The organism is Arthrobacter sp. W4I7 (assembly GCF_030816215.1).
Lineage (GTDB): Bacteria > Actinomycetota > Actinomycetes > Actinomycetales > Micrococcaceae > Arthrobacter > Arthrobacter siccitolerans_A.
The window spans coordinates 529,584-544,589 of the sequence record NZ_JAUSXU010000001.1 but is presented as its reverse complement, the minus strand read 5'-3'; the positions used below and the strand labels follow the sequence as shown (position 1 = coordinate 544,589).

Here is a 15,006-nt window from a genome sequence, read left to right as displayed (position 1 = left end):
TAAGTTGCGCCTGGTAGATAGCTTCCCGGTGACCCGGTGCCCGCCTTTGGCAAGATCGAGATTAGCACCGGAATGTGGGCTGCGCCATAGTTTCCTGGAATTTTAATTTCGCAATGTGAAATCCATGTTTCGCGGTTTTCACGGCTCCAGTCACATTCTGAAGGCATTGACGCCCGTTGGCCGCTCCACCTAGCCTAGGTGCCAGCCGCAATGCTGCCGGGCACCTGAACCGGCACGGAGCGGCCACCTGGATCAGCAGACAGGGTCTCACTGAGCTGGAATGAAACCTCCAGCGCTCAGAAGAAGGACAACTGTGACGCCCTCCCCCGCTTCCCGTTTGTGGATCAAAAACCCGCAGGCGGCTTTCACCGCCAACCATCTCGACGCCTCGGGCGGCCTGGTGGTCAGCGGCGGTGTCATCACCGAGGTCCTCGCAGCCGGGCAGGCGCCCTCGCAGCCGGGCCAGGAGATCTTCGACGCGCGAAACCATGTGCTGCTTCCGGGCCTGATCAACACGCACCACCACTTCTACCAGACCCTCACGCGCGCCTGGGGCCCCGTGGCGAACGCCTCCTTGTTTCCCTGGCTGCAGAACCTGTATCCAGTGTGGGCCCGGCTCACTCCGAGGGACCTTGAGCTCGCCACCACGGTTGCACTGGCGGAACTTCTGCTGTCCGGCTGCACCACGGCTGCCGACCACCACTACCTCTTCCCGGCGGGCCTGGAGGATGCGGTCGACATCCAGGTGGAGGCCGTCCGCCGGCTGGGCATGCGGGCCACCCTCACGCGGGGGTCCATGACACTGGGAACGGACGACGGCGGCCTGCCGCCGCAGTCGACAGTGCAGGCAGCAGAGGTGGTACTCGCCGACAGCGAACGGCTGGTGCACCAGTACCACGAGCGCGGGGACGATGCCGTCATCCAGATTGCCCTGGCACCGTGCTCGCCGTTCTCGGTTACCAAGGAGATCATGGCCGAAAGCGCCGCGCTCGCCGAACGCCTGGACGTCCGGCTGCACACCCACCTGGCGGAGACCCTGGACGAGGAGGACTTTTGCCGGGAGATGTTCGGGCTTCGGACCGTGGACTACCTGGACAGCGTGGGCTGGCTGACGGACCGCACCTGGCTCGGCCACGGCATCCACTTCAGCGACGCGGAGATTGCCAGGCTGGGAGCTGCGGGCACCGCCGTCGCGCACTGCCCAACCTCCAACATGCGCCTGGCCTCAGGAACTGCCCGGGTGCTGGAACTGGAGGACGCCGGAGTCCCCGTGGGGCTGGGCGTGGACGGCTCGGCGTCGAACGATGCCTCGAACATGATCCTGGAAGCGCGCCAGGCGCTCTACCTCCAGCGGCTGCGCTACGGCGCCGATGTTCCGGTGGAGCGGGCTCTTGGCTGGGCCACCCGCGGCTCGGCTGCAGCGCTGGGCCGGTCCGGGCTCGGCCAGCTGGCTCCGGGAATGCAGGCGGACCTTGCCCTCTTCCGGCTGGATGACCTGCGGTTCTCGGGCAGCCACGATCCGGTGGCCGCACTGCTGCTGTGCGCCGCGGACCGGGCCGACCGGGTAATGGTTGGCGGGCAGTGGCGGGTGGTGGACGGCCAGATCCCCGGACTCGATGTCGCCGGGCTGATCGCGGAGCACTCCGCGGCTGCGCGGCGGCTGGTGCACGGGTAGCCGGTTTCCCCCGGCACCTTATGCGACGCGCAGATTCAGCTGGGACGCAGCAAAGGACTGGTGAGACCCGAATAGGAGTCTCGCCAGTCCTTTTGAGCCGCGAAAACGAACGTGCGCGTCGCCGGCCCGGCAGCCTAGGAGCGCGGGGCGAACCCCGGCAGCGCCTGGACCCAGCGCGAGAAGCGGCCGGGAACGTGCTCACGATCTGCGGGCAGGTAGAAGTCCGGATCCGTTCCGCCGCCGAGGGGGACGTAGAACTCCTGGACCGAGGGTGCCGCCGCGGGTGCCGGTGAAACCGGGGTGCTGTCCTGCTGGTACATCTGATCCTCCTTCGAGGCTGTTGGGAATAGTTCCGCAAAATGGAAAAGAATTTTTGCTATGTGGAATAGCCTAGGCTGTGGCCAACGGCTTCGTCAATGGTTCGGATGCCTCGCGGTCACAAACCGAATTTTCGCTTTGTGATGTACACCACCGATTTCCGGAGGTACGCTGATGTCAATTCGTGGTGTATGTCACGTAACCTGGGAGCAGCAGGCAGGGTTGTAATGAGCTGGCATCAATGGATGCCGGCTCTTTTTTGTTGGGTCGGCTCCACCGGAAACGCGCTTGAAACGCGCGCTTAATCTCAGTGATGGAACCTAGGTTCCACATACCGGAAGTTGGGACAGACCATGAGCAGCAAATTCATCCTCGGCGAAAACCAGTACGGAAAGGCCGAGGTCCGGGTCGTCAAGATCACCCGCGACAGCGACCGTCACGAAATCGAAGACCTGAACGTCACCTCGCAGCTGCGCGGCGACTTCGCAGCCGCCCACCTCGAAGGCGACAACGCCCACGTGGTGGCCACGGACACCCAGAAGAACACCATCTACGCGTTCGCCCGGGACGGCGTCGGCTCCCCCGAGGCGTTCCTGCTTCGCCTCGGCGAGCACTTCACCTCCAGCTTCGACTGGGTCACCGGTGGCCGCTGGGAAGCTGAGTCCTACAGCTGGGACCGGATCCAGGCCCACGGCGCCGAGCACGATCACTCCTTCGTGCGCAACGGCCAGGAAGTCCGCACCGCGGTCCTGGTCCGCGACGGCGCCACCACCCACCTCATCTCCGGGCTCAAGGACCTGACCGTCCTGAAATCCACCCAATCCGGCTTCGTGGGCTACCCGAAGGACAAGTACACCACCCTGCCCGAGACCACCGACCGCATCCTGGCCACCGACGTCTCGGCCCGCTGGCGCTTCAAGACCGGCACCGACTTCAGCGCCCTGGACTTCAACAAGAACTACGACGACGTCAAGGGACTCCTGCTCGAAGGCTTCACGGAGAAGTACTCCCACGCCCTCCAGCAGACCCTGTTCGACATGGGCACCAAGGTACTGGAAGCCCACAGCGAGATCGACGAGATCAAGTTCTCGATGCCCAACAAGCACCACTTCCTGGTGGACCTCTCGCCGTTCGGCCTCGACAACCCCAATGAGGTCTTCTTCGCCGCGGACCGCCCCTACGGCCTGATCGAGGCCACCGTCCAGCGCGAGGACGCTACCCCTGCGGACATCGCCTGGTCCGGCATCGCCGGCTTCTGCTAAACCCGCTGCCGCACTTCCCGTTTTCCGGGGCCGCTCCTTCTCGAGGAGCGGCCCCGCCCTAGCAACGTCTTTCAACACCGTTAGCCAGACCCCGTTAGCCAGACAATGTCGTCTGCCATGAACCAAGAAAGTCTGCCATGAACACCAGAAAGAAACCGGCCGCTGCTGCCGCCGGAAAAGGCACCCGCTCAAGCCGCCCGGAGGACCAGCGCCTTCCCATTGCCAGCACCTTCGCCTACGGCTTCCAGCACGTCCTCACCATGTACGGCGGCATCATCGCCCCGCCCCTGATCATTGGCGCCGCGGCCGGGATGTCCTCGCAGGATATCGGCCTGCTGATCGCGGCCTGCCTCTTCGTCGGCGGGCTCGCGACCATCCTGCAGACCGTCGGCATCCGCTTCTTCGGCTCGCAGCTGCCGCTGGTCCAGGGTGTCTCCTTCGCGGGCGTTTCCACCATGGTGGCCATCGTGCACGGCGGCGGCGGGATCCAGGCGGTGTTCGGGTCGGTCATCGCGGCATCACTGATCGGCCTGCTGATCACACCGCTCTTTTCCAAGATCATCCGGTTCTTCCCGCCGGTGGTCACCGGAACGGTCATCACCACCATCGGGCTGACCCTGATGCCGGTGGCGGCCAATTGGGCCATGGGCGGCAACAACAAGGCCGACAACTACGGCAGCATGGCCAACATCGGACTGGCCGCAGCAACCATGGCCATCGTCCTGCTGCTCAGCAAAGTGGGCAGCGCCGCGATTTCCCGTCTCTCGATCCTGCTGGCCATGGTTCTGGGCACCGGGATCGCGTTCGCCTTCGGCATGGCCGACTTCTCGAAAGTGGGCCAGGGCGAAATCGTCGCCTTCCCCACCCCGTTCGCCTTCGGCCCGCCGGTCTTCGAGATCGCCGCCATCATCTCCATGCTTATCGTCATCCTGGTGACCCTGACCGAGACTTCAGCGGACATCATCGCGGTGGGCGAGATCGTGGGCACCAAAGTCGACTCCAAGAGGATCGGCGACGGCCTCCGGGCGGACATGCTCTCCAGCGCCATCTCCCCGCTGTTCAACTCCTTCACCCAAAGCGCCTTCGCCCAAAACGTGGGCCTGGTGGCCATCACGGGTGTCAAGAGCCGCTTCGTGGTCAGCGCCGGTGGCCTGATCCTCGTGATCCTGGGTCTGCTGCCGGTCCTTGGCCGGGTGGTCGCAGCAGTGCCGACGCCTGTGCTCGGAGGTGCCGGCATCGTACTCTTCGGCACGGTGGCCGCCAGCGGCATCCGCACGCTGTCCAAGGTGGAGTACCGGAACAACATGAACCTGATCATCGTTGCCGCCTCCATCGGGTTCGGCATGATCCCCATCGCCGCCCCGGCGTTCTACGACAAGTTCCCGTCCTGGTTCGGCACCATCTTCCACTCCGGCATCAGCTCAGCCGCCGTGATGGCCATCCTGCTGAACCTGCTCTTCAACCACCTCAAAGCCGGCAACTCCGAAAACCAGTCCGTGTTCGTGGCCGGCACCGAACGGGTTGTGCGGGAAGAGGACCTGAAATGCCTGGCCGACGGCGACCGCTATGAAGGCGGCAAGCTCATCGACTGCGAGGGCAAGGAAGTCCGGATCGAGTCGACCGAGAAGGCGTCAGAACACTAGCACCACCGAACCAAAGACGGCGGCCCGCTCCGGAAAGGAGGGGCCGCCGTCGTGGTCAGCGAAAGGAGTGGATTCAGGTGCGGTTCAGTTCCAGCGAGATGGCCTCGGCGGCTTCGCGGAGGACCGGCACCGCTTTGTCCGCAAAGTTCTCGTCCACCCGGGAGACGGGACCGGACACCGAGATTGCGGTGGGGGTGGGAGCGTTGGGCACCGCCATGGCGAAGCAGCGCACACCGAGCTCCTGCTCCTCCTCGTCAATGGAGTAGCCCCGCTCGCGGATGAGCTTCAGGTCGGCCAGGAGGTCCTCGACGTCGCCTATGCTCTTGACGGTGGGCGTCGGCATCCCGGCGCGGGTCACAATGCCGCGCACCGTCTCGTCATCCAGCTGGGCCAGGATGGCCTTCCCGACGCCGGTGGCATGGGTGTGGGCGCGCCGGCCCACCTCGGTAAACATGCGCATGGAGTGCAGCGAGGGCACCTGCGCCACGTAGATCACCATGTCCGAGTCCAGCACCGCCATGTTCGAGGTCTCCCCCAGCCGGTCCACCAGTGTTTTCAGCTGCGGGCGGGCCACGGCACCAAGCTGCTTGTTGGCTCCTTCGCCCAGCCGGATGAGCCGTGGGCCCAGTGCATAGCGGCGGTTTGGCAGCTGCCGGACATAGCCAAGGGACACCAGCGTCCTCAACAGGCGGTGGATGGTGGGCAGCGGAAGGTCTGTGGACGACGACAGTTCGCTGAGCGTAACGTCACCGCCCGCGTTCGTGATGAGCTCCAGCAGTTCGAAGACGCGCTCTACCGACTGCACGCCGCCCGAGGCTTTTTCTGCCATTCCGTTGTCTCCTACGGCTCGGAATCCGACAACTCTTATCCGCATCGTGAAAAGAGTTGCTTAGAACACCCAACATACCGCACCCCACCACGCACCGCGATGCATCCCTTTCAGTCTTATTCGGAGGGCTTGTATTTCCATCTTGTAGATAATAATATCCATAATACGAAAACATTGGTTTCGGGAGACAGACCGGACACGGCCCGATACGAGGCCCAACAGGAGGACATTCAATGGCGAACCCCAGCCCCGGAAATTCGATCACCCTGCGTGTGGAAGCACCGTCAAGCTTCAGCGCCACCAGCGAACTCGCTGCTGCCGTGGGAGCGGCCGGTGCCGCGATCACCGCACTGGACGTCAGCGAATCCCACCACGAGACACTCGTCGTGGACGTCACCTGCAACACCACCGACGACGAACACGCCGCCCGGGTCAAGGACGCCCTTAACGCGCTCGACGGCGTCACCGTCGAGCACGTCTCGGACCGCACCTTCCTGATGCACCTGGGCGGCAAGCTGGAAGTTGTCCCCAAAGTAGCCCTGCGCAACCGCGACGATCTTTCCCGCGCCTACACTCCCGGCGTCGCCCGCGTCTGCCTCGCCATCGCCGAGGACCCCGCGGCGGCCCGCAACCTGACCGTCAAGCGCAACACCATCGCCGTCGTCACCGACGGTTCTGCCGTGCTGGGCCTGGGCAACATCGGCCCCGCTGCAGCACTTCCCGTGATGGAGGGCAAGGCTGCCCTGTTCAAACAGTTCGCCAACGTGGACGCCTGGCCTGTCTGCCTGGATACCCAGGACACCGAAGAGATCATCAAAATCGTCAAGGCCCTCGCCCCGGTTTACGGCGGTGTGAACCTCGAGGACATCGCCGCCCCGCGCTGCTTCGAAATCGAGAACCGGCTCCGCGCGGAGCTGGACATCCCCGGTCTTCCACGACGACCAGCACGGCACCGCCATCGTCACCCTCGCGGCCCTGGTCAACGCACTGCGGGTGGTGGGCAAAAAACTGGACGAGGTGAAGATCGTGGTTTCGGGAGTTGGCGCGGCCGGCTCCGCCATCATCCAGCTCCTCAAGGCACAGGGCGCGCAGCACATCGTCGCCGCCGGCCGCTCCGGTGCCATTCACTCGGGTGAGACTTACGGGGACGAGCACCGCAGCTGGATCGCGGCGAATACGAACGAGGAAGGCTTCGCCGGCACGCTCCACGAGGCACTCGTCGGTGCGGATGTGTTCATCGGCGTCAGCGCCCCGCACGTCATCGGCGAGGAGCAGGTGGCCGCCATGGCCGCGGACGCCATCGTGTTCGCCATGGCCAATCCGACGCCGGAAATCGATCCGGTCGTCGCATCCCGGCACGCCGCCGTAGTAGCCACCGGCCGCAGCGACTTCCCCAACCAGATCAACAACGTACTGGCCTTCCCGGGCTTCTTCCGCGGCCTGCTCGACGCCGGCGCATCAGACATCACCCCGGAGATGCTGGTGGCCGCCGCGGAAGCGATCGCCAAGCGGGTAGCTGACGACGAGCTCAATGCCAGCTACATTATCCCCAGTGTCTTCGATCCCCACGTGGCCGCCGATGTTGCCTCAGCCGTTGCAGCTGCCGCCCACGCCGCAAACCTGGCAACCGCGGCCGAAGCAGCCGAGGAACCCGAAGCCGCCCTGGCCAGCGCCTGATTCACTGCCTGACTTCAGCACAAGGAAAGGACCAGAAATGGCCATCACCGTCACAGACCCCCGGCCCATTGAACGCGCGGAGGAAATTCTCACCCCCAAGGCACTTGCCTTCATCGAGGAACTCCACACGCGCTTCGCCGGCACCCGCAACGAGCTCCTGGCAGCCCGTGCCGTCAAGCGGCAGCGCGTGGCCGAAACCGGCAAGCTGGACTTCCTGCCGGAGACGCAGGACGTGCGCGACGACGACTGGAGGGTTGCGCCGGCACCGGCAGCCTTGCAGGACCGCCGGGTGGAGATGACCGGCCCCGCCTCGCCGGCAAAGATGGCCATCAACGCACTGAACTCGGGCGCCAAGGTGTGGCTCGCGGACCTTGAGGATGCCAGCACCCCCACATGGGGCAACGTCATCGACGCCATCCTGAACCTCCGCGACGCCGCCCAGGGCACCCTCAGCTATACGTCGGACGAAGGCAAGGAGTACAGGCTCCGCACGGACGCTCCGCTCGCCGTCGTGGTGGCCCGCCCCCGGGGCTGGCACATGCCGGAGAAGCACCTGCTCCTCAACGGTGAACCGGCGGTGGGCGCCCTGGTGGACTTCGGCCTGCACTTCTTCCACGTGGCCAAGCAGCTGGTGCTCAGCGGGCAGGGCCCGTACTACTACCTGCCCAAGATGGAGAGCCACCTCGAGGCCCGGCTGTGGAACGACGTTTTTGTCTTCGCCCAGGATTACCTGGGGTTGGGCCAGGGCACCATCCGCGCCACGGTGCTGATCGAGACCATCCCGGCCGCTTTCGAGATGGACGAGATCCTGTACGAGCTGCGGGACCACGCGTCCGGTCTCAACGCCGGCCGCTGGGACTACCTGTTCAGCATCATCAAGTACTTCCGGGACGCCGGCGAGGAGTTCGTACTTCCGGACCGCGCTTCGGTTGTGATGACCGCGCCGTTCATGCGCGCCTACACCGAACTATTGGTCAAGACCTGCCACAAGCGCGGAGCCTTCGCGATGGGCGGCATGGCGGCCGTCATCCCCAACCGCCGCCACCCGGAGGTTACCGAGGCGGCCTTCGCCAAGGTCCGCGCAGACAAGACCCGTGAGGCCAACGACGGGTTCGACGGTTCCTGGGTTGCGCACCCGGACCTGGTGCCCACCTGCCGCGAGGTGTTCGATGCGGTGCTAGGGGACAAGCCGAACCAGCTGGACAAGCAACGCCCCGAGGTTTCGGTAACGGCGGAGCAGCTGCTGGACGTCACCTCCGCCGGGGGCCAGGTCACCGAGGCCGGGCTGCGGCTCAACCTTTACGTGGCCGTCGCCTACACGGCGGTCTGGCTGTCCGGGAACGGTGCAGTGGCCATCCACAACCTGATGGAGGACGCCGCCACCGCCGAAATCTCCCGCTCACAGGTGTGGCAGCAGATCCGCAACAAGTCAGTCCTCGCAGACACCGGCAACACGGTGACAAAGGAACTCGTGGAGCGGATCCTGGGCGAGGAAACCGAACGGCTCCGCACGGAGGTGGGCGACGAAGCGTTCACCCGCTACTACCAGCCTGCCAGCGAACTGATCGCGGACATTTGCCTCTCCGAGGATTACACGGACTTCCTCACCACCCCGGCCTACGAACTGGTGGGCTGAGGCATGGCAGCAGCACCCAAACCGTCCTTGTCCCCGGGGGACTTGGCGCGCATCGACGGGCAGCTGGCCGCCACCGACCGCCTGCTGGAGCAGAACTACCCGGGCGACGATGGCTCCCGCCAGCCGGTCCATACGGTGTACGTGCCTGCGGACCGGTTCACGCCGTCGTTCGCTGCCGAGTGGGGCGCCGAAGCACTGGCGACGGCGGCCGCGTACGGCGGGCTGGAAAAGCTCGGCGTGCTGCTGGGCCAGGACGCCGCACTGGCCGGGGCGGTCGCTCCGCGCGTCGAAGCGAAGCTCGCCAGCGAACCGATCGAGGACCTGCGGCTCGATTTTGAGGATGGTTTCGGGGACAGGGGCGACGACACCGAGGACGCCGCCGCGGTTGCTGCAGCTTCCGCGGTGGCCGCCGCCGTCGCGGCCGGCTCCGCTCCCCCGTTCATCGGCATCCGGTTCAAGTGCTTTGAAGCGGCCACCCGTGCCCGCGGGCTGCGCACGCTGGACCTGTTCGTCTCCGGCCTCGCCTCAGCCGGTGAGTTGCCCGAGGGGCTGGTCCTCACCCTGCCCAAGGTGACCACTGTGGCCCAGGTCCAGGCCATGGACTACGCCGTGTCCAGGCTTGAGGAAGTCCACTCGCTCCCCGCGGGCCGGCTCCGCTTCGAGGTGCAGGTGGAAACGCCGCAACTCATCCTGGGGCCGGAAGGAACCTCGCCGGTGGCGCAGCTGCCGCACGCCGTTCCGGGCCGCATCAGCGGGCTGCACTACGGCACGTACGATTACTCGGCGTCCCTGCAGATTTCCGCCGAGTACCAGTCCATGGAGCACCCAGTGGCTGACTTCGCCAAGGAAGTGATGCAGCTGGCGGTGGCCGGTACCGGCATCCGGCTCTCCGACGGATCCACCAACATCATTCCCGTGGGCGACAACGTGGAGAACGCCTGGCAGCTGCACGGCCGCCTGGTCCGGCGGTCGCTGGAACGTGGCTTCTACCAGGGCTGGGACCTGCACCCGGCCCAGCTGCCCAGCCGCTTCGCCGCCACCTATGCCTTCTACCGGCAGGGCCTTCCGGCCTCTGCAGCCCGCCTGCGGAACTACGTGGAGCAGACCGCAGGCGGCGTCATGGACGAGCCAGCAACTGCCCGGGCCCTGGCAGCCTTCGTGCTGCGCGGCGTCCAGTGTGGCGCCGTCGGTGCGGAGGAAGTCCAGGCGCTTGCCGGCGTCGGCATCCCCCAGCTCACCGGACTGGCGCACCCGCGGCTCGCCATCACTTCCAACTCCTAGGTAAGGATCTCTTTTATGGGCAAGTACTACTCCCCCACCGGCGGTCTGCCGCCGCAGACCCACCTGACCACAGAGCGGGCCATCGTCACCGAGGCCTACACGGTGATCCCCAAGGGCGTCATGACGGACATCGTCACGTCCAACCTGCCGGGCTTTTCGAACACCCGCTCCTGGATCATCGCGCGCCCCATCTCCGGCTTCGCCACGACGTTCTCCCAGCTGATTGTGGAGATCAGCCCCGGGGGCGGCGCGCCCAAGGCCGAGTTCGAGGCCGGCGTCGAAGGCGTCATTTTTGTTACCCGCGGCAGGGTCAACCTCACCCTTGGCGGCGAGCTGCACCAGCTGGAGGAAGGCGGCTACGCCTACCTGGCTGCCGGTTCGGAGTGGGGCCTGGAGAACGTCTCCGACGATGTCGTGTCCTTCCACTGGATCCGCAAGGCCTACGAGCGCCTTGAGGGCTTCGAGGCCAAGTCCTTCGTCACCAACGAAAAGGACGTTGAGCCCACGTCGATGCCGGATACCAACGGCGCGTGGAAGACCACCCGCTTCACGGACTCCAGCGATCTGGCCCACGACATGCAGGTGAACATCGTGACCTTCCAGCCCGGCGGCGTCATCCCGTTCCCGGAAACCCACGTGATGGAACACGGCCTGTACGTCCTGGAGGGCAAGGCCATGTACCTGCTGAACAACGACTGGGTGGAGGTGGAGGCCGGCGACTTTATGTGGCTCCGCGCCTTCTGCCCGCAGGCCTGCTACGCCGGCGGCCCGGGCGAGTTCCGCTACCTGCTCTACAAGGACATGAACCGCCAGGTGCGCCTCACCTGAGCACCCTCCCCCAACCAGGTAGCGCCAAGTGTCGTTTTGGAGCCTCAAAACGACACTTGGCGCTACCCAGTTGGGGGAAAATGGGTGCTATGGGCACAACCCAGGGCCGGCCGTGGAAGCGGATCGCGGCCGCCCTGTGCACAGTCCTGCTGGTGGCGCCGTCAGCGGGCTGCACCGGGGAACCGCGTCCGCCCCAACCGGACAAACCGGCAGCCTTCACCCTCTTGGAGTCCTTCAGCTCCCGGATGCTGGAGGAAGGCGCGCCCGCGGTACTGATCGCCGTCCGGAACCAGGGCAACAGCTGGACGCACGCTGCCGGCGTCCGGAACCTGGAAACGCGCGAGGCCGCAACGGCGACTGATCCCGTCCACATCGGCGGCATCACCGAATCCATGGTTGCCGTTTCGGTCCTCAAACTGGTGGAGGAGGGCAAACTCAACCTGGACCGCCAGGCCAGCGACTACCTCCCGGAGTTCGGCAGCGTCCTCCATCCGCCCGGGCCGATCACCGTCCGCCAGCTCCTGACCCACGAATCCGGCCTTCCCGATTTCTCCGTCCCCCTTCTGGCCTCCGGTACCTGGGCGGAGACGATGAACCGGCCGCTCAGCCTTGAACACCAGCTGGCCCTGGCCGCCACCCTTCCCTGGGAACGGCGGCTGGCGCAGATTTTCAACTACTCCCGGTCCGATTACGCAGCCCTGGGGCTGATCATCGAACGGCTGCGCGGCCAAAGCCTCAGCCGCGTGCTGACGGCAGATATCGTGCAACCGCTGGGTCTGGCCGCAACCAGCCTTGGCGGCGGGCCTTCGGCCAGCATGGTGCACGGTTACGTCACGGTCGAGGGCAAGCAGCTGGACGTGGCGCGTCCTGCGTGGCAGGCCGAACTGCCCTCCGGCGGAGTTGTCTCAAGCGTGGAGGACGTAAACAGGTTCTACGCCGCCCTGTTGCAGGGCAGCCTGCTCCCGCCGGACCAGGTGACGGCCATGAAAGGCGGCTTCTCGCAGTATTACGGCTTTGCCCTGCGGCGGTGGAACAACACATGCAACAACCGTTTCTACTACGGCCTTCCCGGCGACACCGACGGCTACGGCATGGTCACCATGACCAGCGAGGACGGCAGCAGGCAGCTGACCTTGTCAGTTGCCTACCCGCCGGCCCCGCCAACGCTCCAGCTGAACCCGGTGATCTATGAGATGCAGGATGTGGCGCTGGAAGCCCTCAACAGCCTGTGCAGCGAAAACTAAGGGTTCAGGACCACCTTGATGCAGCCGTCCTCCTTCTTCTGGAACTTCTCGTACAGCGCCGGCGCCCCCTCCAGCCCTGAGCGGTGGGTGACCAGATCCATCACACCCAGCGGATCGGCGTCGTCCTCCACCAGGGGCAGCAGATAGTCCGTCCAGTGCCGCACGTTGCACTGGCCCATCCGGAACTGGATCTGCTTGTCGAACATGGTGAGCAAGGGCATGGGGCTGGCCTGGCCGCCATAGACCCCGCTCAGGGACACTGTGCCGCCCCGGCGCACGGCGTCAATGGACGCATGCAAAGCAGCCAGCCGGTCCACGCCTGCCGTCTCCATCGCCTTCTGCGCCAGCTTGTCCGGCAGCAGGCCCAGTGCCTGGTGCGCGAACCCGGCCACAGGGGATCCGTGCGCTTCCATGCCGACGGCGTCCACCACTGCGTCCGGTCCCCGTCCGGCAGTCATTTCCCTCAGCTGGTCTGCCACATCCTTGGTGTAATCGAGAGTTTCCACCCCATGCCGTGCTGCCATCTCCCGCCGTTCGGGGACCGGGTCCACGCCAACTACCCGGAAACCACGGTTGACGCCGATCCTGGCGGAAAACTGCCCTACGGGTCCCAAGCCGAAAACGGCCAGGGTGCCGCCAGGCGGGACGTTGGCGTATTCAACGGCCTGCCAGGCAGTAGGAAGGATGTCGGAGAGGAACAGGTACCGTTCGTCCGGAAGTTCTGTTCCCACCTTGATTGGACCGTAGTCGGCATGCGCGGGACGCGCAGGTACTCAGCCTGGCCGCCGGGGACGGAACCGTACAGTTCCGAATAGCCAAAGAGGGCGGCGCCGGAGCCTTTGTCCTTGACCTGGGTGGTCTCGCACTGGGACTGCAGGCCTTGGGCACAGAAGTAGCAGTGGCCGCAGGCGATGTTAAAGGGGACCACCACGCGGTCGCCCTTGCGCAGGTTGGTGACGCCGCTGCCCACTTCCTCCACGATGCCCATGGGTTCGTGCCCTATGACGTCACCCTTGTGCATGTACGGGCCCAGCACCTCATACAGGTGGAGGTCCGAGCCGCAAATAGCGGTGGAGGTGATCCGGACAATGGCGTCCGTGGGCTCCTGGATTACCGGATCAGGCACCTCTGCCACGCTTACCGAGCGTTTTCCCTGCCACGTCAGTGCTTTCACAGTCTCCCTTTCTCTGGATCCGGGCGTCATGCCCTTTCTTCGACGCTAGCGGCTGGCAGGCAAAAAAGTAAGCAGGCTGATGAAAGTCTTGTCGTCCCGGCCCGCTGCTCCTAGCGTAGGAAGGGCCAGACCACCAGAGATGACGAATGAAAGAGGAACATCATGTCGCTCTACCAGCCGGAACCCGTTGAGATCTCCACGCGGATGCGTCCCGGAGAATGGTCGGAGGCCAGCCTGGAGGAGCTCGTGCGCACCTACCGGCAGAGGATCGTGGAGATGGGAGCGAGCGTCACCGACGTGGTGACGGACATTGAGCGGGGCGACGACGGCTCCGTGCGGGTGGCGGTTTCCTGGGACAAGCCAGCCAATGCCGGTGGCGAGGACGCCGTCACCGGCGGGCAGACGCTCTAAGGCAGGATCAGGAGGCCGGCGACAGGAGCCGGCCCACGGCGCTGGCAACCAGGTTATCCAGCAGGTCGCGCGGCCCTTCGTAGACTTCTACAGCACCCGCCTCCCGAAGTTCGGCGGCATTGACCCCGCCGCAGGTGACGCCGATGGCCGGGATACCCAGCGCGGCGGCGGCCTTCATGTCCCACACGGCATCGCCCACGAACACGGCGTCCGCCGCCTCCACGCCCAGGGCTTCCAGCGCAGCGGAAAGGATATCGGGGGAAGGTTTGCTTTCCTCGGCGTCATTGGCACTGGTGGCGGCATCAATGAATGCGTCGGCGTCCAGGGTGGCCTTCATGACCTCCAGGTCCTGGTTGCGCGCGGAGGATGCAAGCGCGACGGCGAGGCCCACCGCATGGCACTGGGCCAGCAGTTCCTTGGCGCCGTCGAACCTGCGCAGTGCCGGCCAATGGGAGGCGTAGAGAGCGGCATGGCTGGCCATGATTTCAGAATCAAGGGACTTGTCCCGATCGCCCGGCAGGAGGTTGTCCACCAGCCGGTCGCCGCCCATGCCCACAAAGTGGTGGATCGACGCCATCGGGATGTCGTAGCCCTGCTGGCGGAAGGCACCCCACCAGGAGATGGTGTGGATGTACGAGGAATCGATCAAGGTGCCGTCAACGTCAAAGAGAATCCCCCGGCGGCGTCCGCTGTCAGGGGACTCGTATCCTTGCGGCACCATCAGCTGACCGCAGCCCGCTTGGCATCCGCGGCTTTCCGGGCCCGGGACGCATCCTCCTTGGGGCTGCTCACAGGACGCACGCGTTCCCTGATGACCGTACCGGCACCGTCATGGCTCTTGTCCCTGATGAGGCCCGTGCCGGCAATCTCCCGGGCCATTGCCACCCCGGCAACGGCGGCCCTTTTCGTGGGAAAGGTGACCGAGATGGCCATCAGGTTCCCGGTACCGTCCATCATCCGGACCCTATAGCCGCCGTCGGGCGCGTCCACGAGCTCAAAATACCCGGCCATTGCAATCACTCCTCCAT

Annotated in this window: 12 protein-coding genes and 2 pseudogenes; 9 read left to right on the top strand and 5 right to left on the bottom strand. The window is 65.4% G+C overall.

Features of this window, described 5'->3' with window-relative positions; translation table 11 throughout:
- The first annotated feature begins 313 nt into the window (after positions 1-313).
- Entirely contained in the window at positions 314-1,675 is a 1,362-nt protein-coding gene (locus tag QF047_RS02550; RefSeq protein WP_307273578.1) for an 8-oxoguanine deaminase, read from the top strand.
- 134 nt (positions 1,676-1,809) lie between these two features.
- Here QF047_RS02550 and QF047_RS02545 read toward each other — a convergent pair whose 3' ends face one another.
- Positions 1,810-1,995: a hypothetical protein gene (locus QF047_RS02545; protein WP_307273575.1), complete on the bottom strand. Its 186-nt coding sequence runs from the start codon at positions 1,993-1,995 to the stop codon at positions 1,810-1,812.
- A 351-nt stretch (positions 1,996-2,346) separates the two neighbouring features.
- On the opposite strand from QF047_RS02545, the gene pucL reads away from it, so the two are divergent.
- Together pucL and QF047_RS02535 are read left to right on the top strand one after the other, a co-directional pair.
- On the top strand, positions 2,347-3,255 hold the full coding sequence (gene pucL / locus QF047_RS02540; protein ID WP_307273573.1) for a factor-independent urate hydroxylase: 909 nt from the start codon (positions 2,347-2,349) through the stop codon (positions 3,253-3,255).
- A 137-nt stretch (positions 3,256-3,392) separates the two neighbouring features.
- Positions 3,393-4,898, top strand: a complete 1,506-nt coding sequence (locus QF047_RS02535; protein WP_307273570.1) for a nucleobase:cation symporter-2 family protein — start codon at positions 3,393-3,395, stop codon at positions 4,896-4,898.
- A 73-nt stretch (positions 4,899-4,971) separates the two neighbouring features.
- On the opposite strand, the gene QF047_RS02530 is transcribed toward QF047_RS02535, so the two are convergent.
- Positions 4,972-5,727 (bottom strand): IclR family transcriptional regulator, encoded by a 756-nt coding sequence (locus tag QF047_RS02530; protein WP_307273568.1) that lies wholly within the window; start codon positions 5,725-5,727, stop codon positions 4,972-4,974.
- 233 nt (positions 5,728-5,960) lie between these two features.
- On the opposite strand from QF047_RS02530, the pseudogene QF047_RS02525 reads away from it, so the two are divergent.
- The 5 genes and pseudogenes from QF047_RS02525 to QF047_RS02505 all read left to right on the top strand — a co-directional run bounded on the left by QF047_RS02525 (position 5,961) and on the right by QF047_RS02505 (position 12,393).
- Positions 5,961-7,404 (top strand): annotated as a pseudogene (locus QF047_RS02525) (NAD-dependent malic enzyme).
- Between the two features lie 37 nt (positions 7,405-7,441).
- Entirely contained in the window at positions 7,442-9,040 is a 1,599-nt protein-coding gene (gene aceB, locus QF047_RS02520) for a malate synthase A (RefSeq protein ID WP_307273565.1), read from the top strand.
- Between the two features lie 3 nt (positions 9,041-9,043).
- The gene (locus QF047_RS02515) at positions 9,044-10,321 is read left to right on the top strand and encodes an aldolase (protein ID WP_307273564.1); all 1,278 of its coding nucleotides are present in this window, start codon (positions 9,044-9,046) and stop codon (positions 10,319-10,321) included.
- A gap of 15 nt (positions 10,322-10,336) precedes the next feature.
- The gene (locus QF047_RS02510; RefSeq protein WP_307273561.1) at positions 10,337-11,149 is read left to right on the top strand and encodes a bifunctional allantoicase/(S)-ureidoglycine aminohydrolase; all 813 of its coding nucleotides are present in this window, start codon (positions 10,337-10,339) and stop codon (positions 11,147-11,149) included.
- An 89-nt stretch (positions 11,150-11,238) separates the two neighbouring features.
- Complete coding sequence (locus QF047_RS02505) at positions 11,239-12,393, top strand: serine hydrolase (RefSeq protein WP_307273558.1); 1,155 nt, start codon at positions 11,239-11,241, stop codon at positions 12,391-12,393.
- Here the strand turns inward: QF047_RS02505 and QF047_RS02500 are convergent.
- Positions 12,390-13,567: pseudogene (locus tag QF047_RS02500) on the bottom strand (zinc-dependent alcohol dehydrogenase). The gene QF047_RS02505 and the pseudogene QF047_RS02500 overlap by 4 nt on opposite strands.
- A 162-nt stretch (positions 13,568-13,729) precedes the next feature.
- Here QF047_RS02500 and QF047_RS02495 point away from each other — a divergent pair.
- Positions 13,730-13,978 (top strand): hypothetical protein, encoded by a 249-nt coding sequence (locus tag QF047_RS02495; protein ID WP_306635732.1) that lies wholly within the window; start codon positions 13,730-13,732, stop codon positions 13,976-13,978.
- A gap of 7 nt (positions 13,979-13,985) precedes the next feature.
- Here QF047_RS02495 and QF047_RS02490 read toward each other — a convergent pair whose 3' ends face one another.
- Together QF047_RS02490 and QF047_RS02485 are read right to left on the bottom strand one after the other, a co-directional pair.
- Positions 13,986-14,699 carry an HAD family hydrolase gene (locus QF047_RS02490; protein WP_307273554.1) on the bottom strand — a complete coding sequence of 238 codons (714 nt, stop codon included), beginning with the start codon at positions 14,697-14,699 and terminating at the stop codon, positions 13,986-13,988.
- On the bottom strand, positions 14,699-14,989 hold the full coding sequence (locus tag QF047_RS02485; RefSeq protein WP_306635736.1) for a hypothetical protein: 291 nt from the start codon (positions 14,987-14,989) through the stop codon (positions 14,699-14,701). Before QF047_RS02485 ends, QF047_RS02490 begins: the two co-directional genes overlap by 1 nt.
- Positions 14,990-15,006 lie beyond the last annotated feature (17 nt).

Bases quoted from the DNA above. Each gene is read 5' to 3' on its own strand.
- QF047_RS02545 (WP_307273575.1), bottom strand. From the start codon at position 1,995: ATGTACCAGCAGGACAGCACCCCGGTTTCACCGGCACCCGCGGCGGCA.
- pucL (WP_307273573.1), top strand. From the start codon at position 2,347: ATGAGCAGCAAATTCATCCTCGGCGAAAACCAGTACGGAAAGGCCGAG.
- QF047_RS02535 (WP_307273570.1), top strand. From the start codon at position 3,393: ATGAACACCAGAAAGAAACCGGCCGCTGCTGCCGCCGGAAAAGGCACC.
- QF047_RS02530 (WP_307273568.1), bottom strand. From the start codon at position 5,727: ATGGCAGAAAAAGCCTCGGGCGGCGTGCAGTCGGTAGAGCGCGTCTTC.
- aceB (WP_307273565.1), top strand. From the start codon at position 7,442: ATGGCCATCACCGTCACAGACCCCCGGCCCATTGAACGCGCGGAGGAA.
- QF047_RS02515 (WP_307273564.1), top strand. From the start codon at position 9,044: ATGGCAGCAGCACCCAAACCGTCCTTGTCCCCGGGGGACTTGGCGCGC.
- QF047_RS02510 (WP_307273561.1), top strand. From the start codon at position 10,337: ATGGGCAAGTACTACTCCCCCACCGGCGGTCTGCCGCCGCAGACCCAC.
- QF047_RS02505 (WP_307273558.1), top strand. From the start codon at position 11,239: ATGGGCACAACCCAGGGCCGGCCGTGGAAGCGGATCGCGGCCGCCCTG.
- QF047_RS02495 (WP_306635732.1), top strand. From the start codon at position 13,730: ATGTCGCTCTACCAGCCGGAACCCGTTGAGATCTCCACGCGGATGCGT.
- QF047_RS02490 (WP_307273554.1), bottom strand. From the start codon at position 14,699: ATGGTGCCGCAAGGATACGAGTCCCCTGACAGCGGACGCCGCCGGGGG.
- QF047_RS02485 (WP_306635736.1), bottom strand. From the start codon at position 14,989: ATGGCCGGGTATTTTGAGCTCGTGGACGCGCCCGACGGCGGCTATAGG.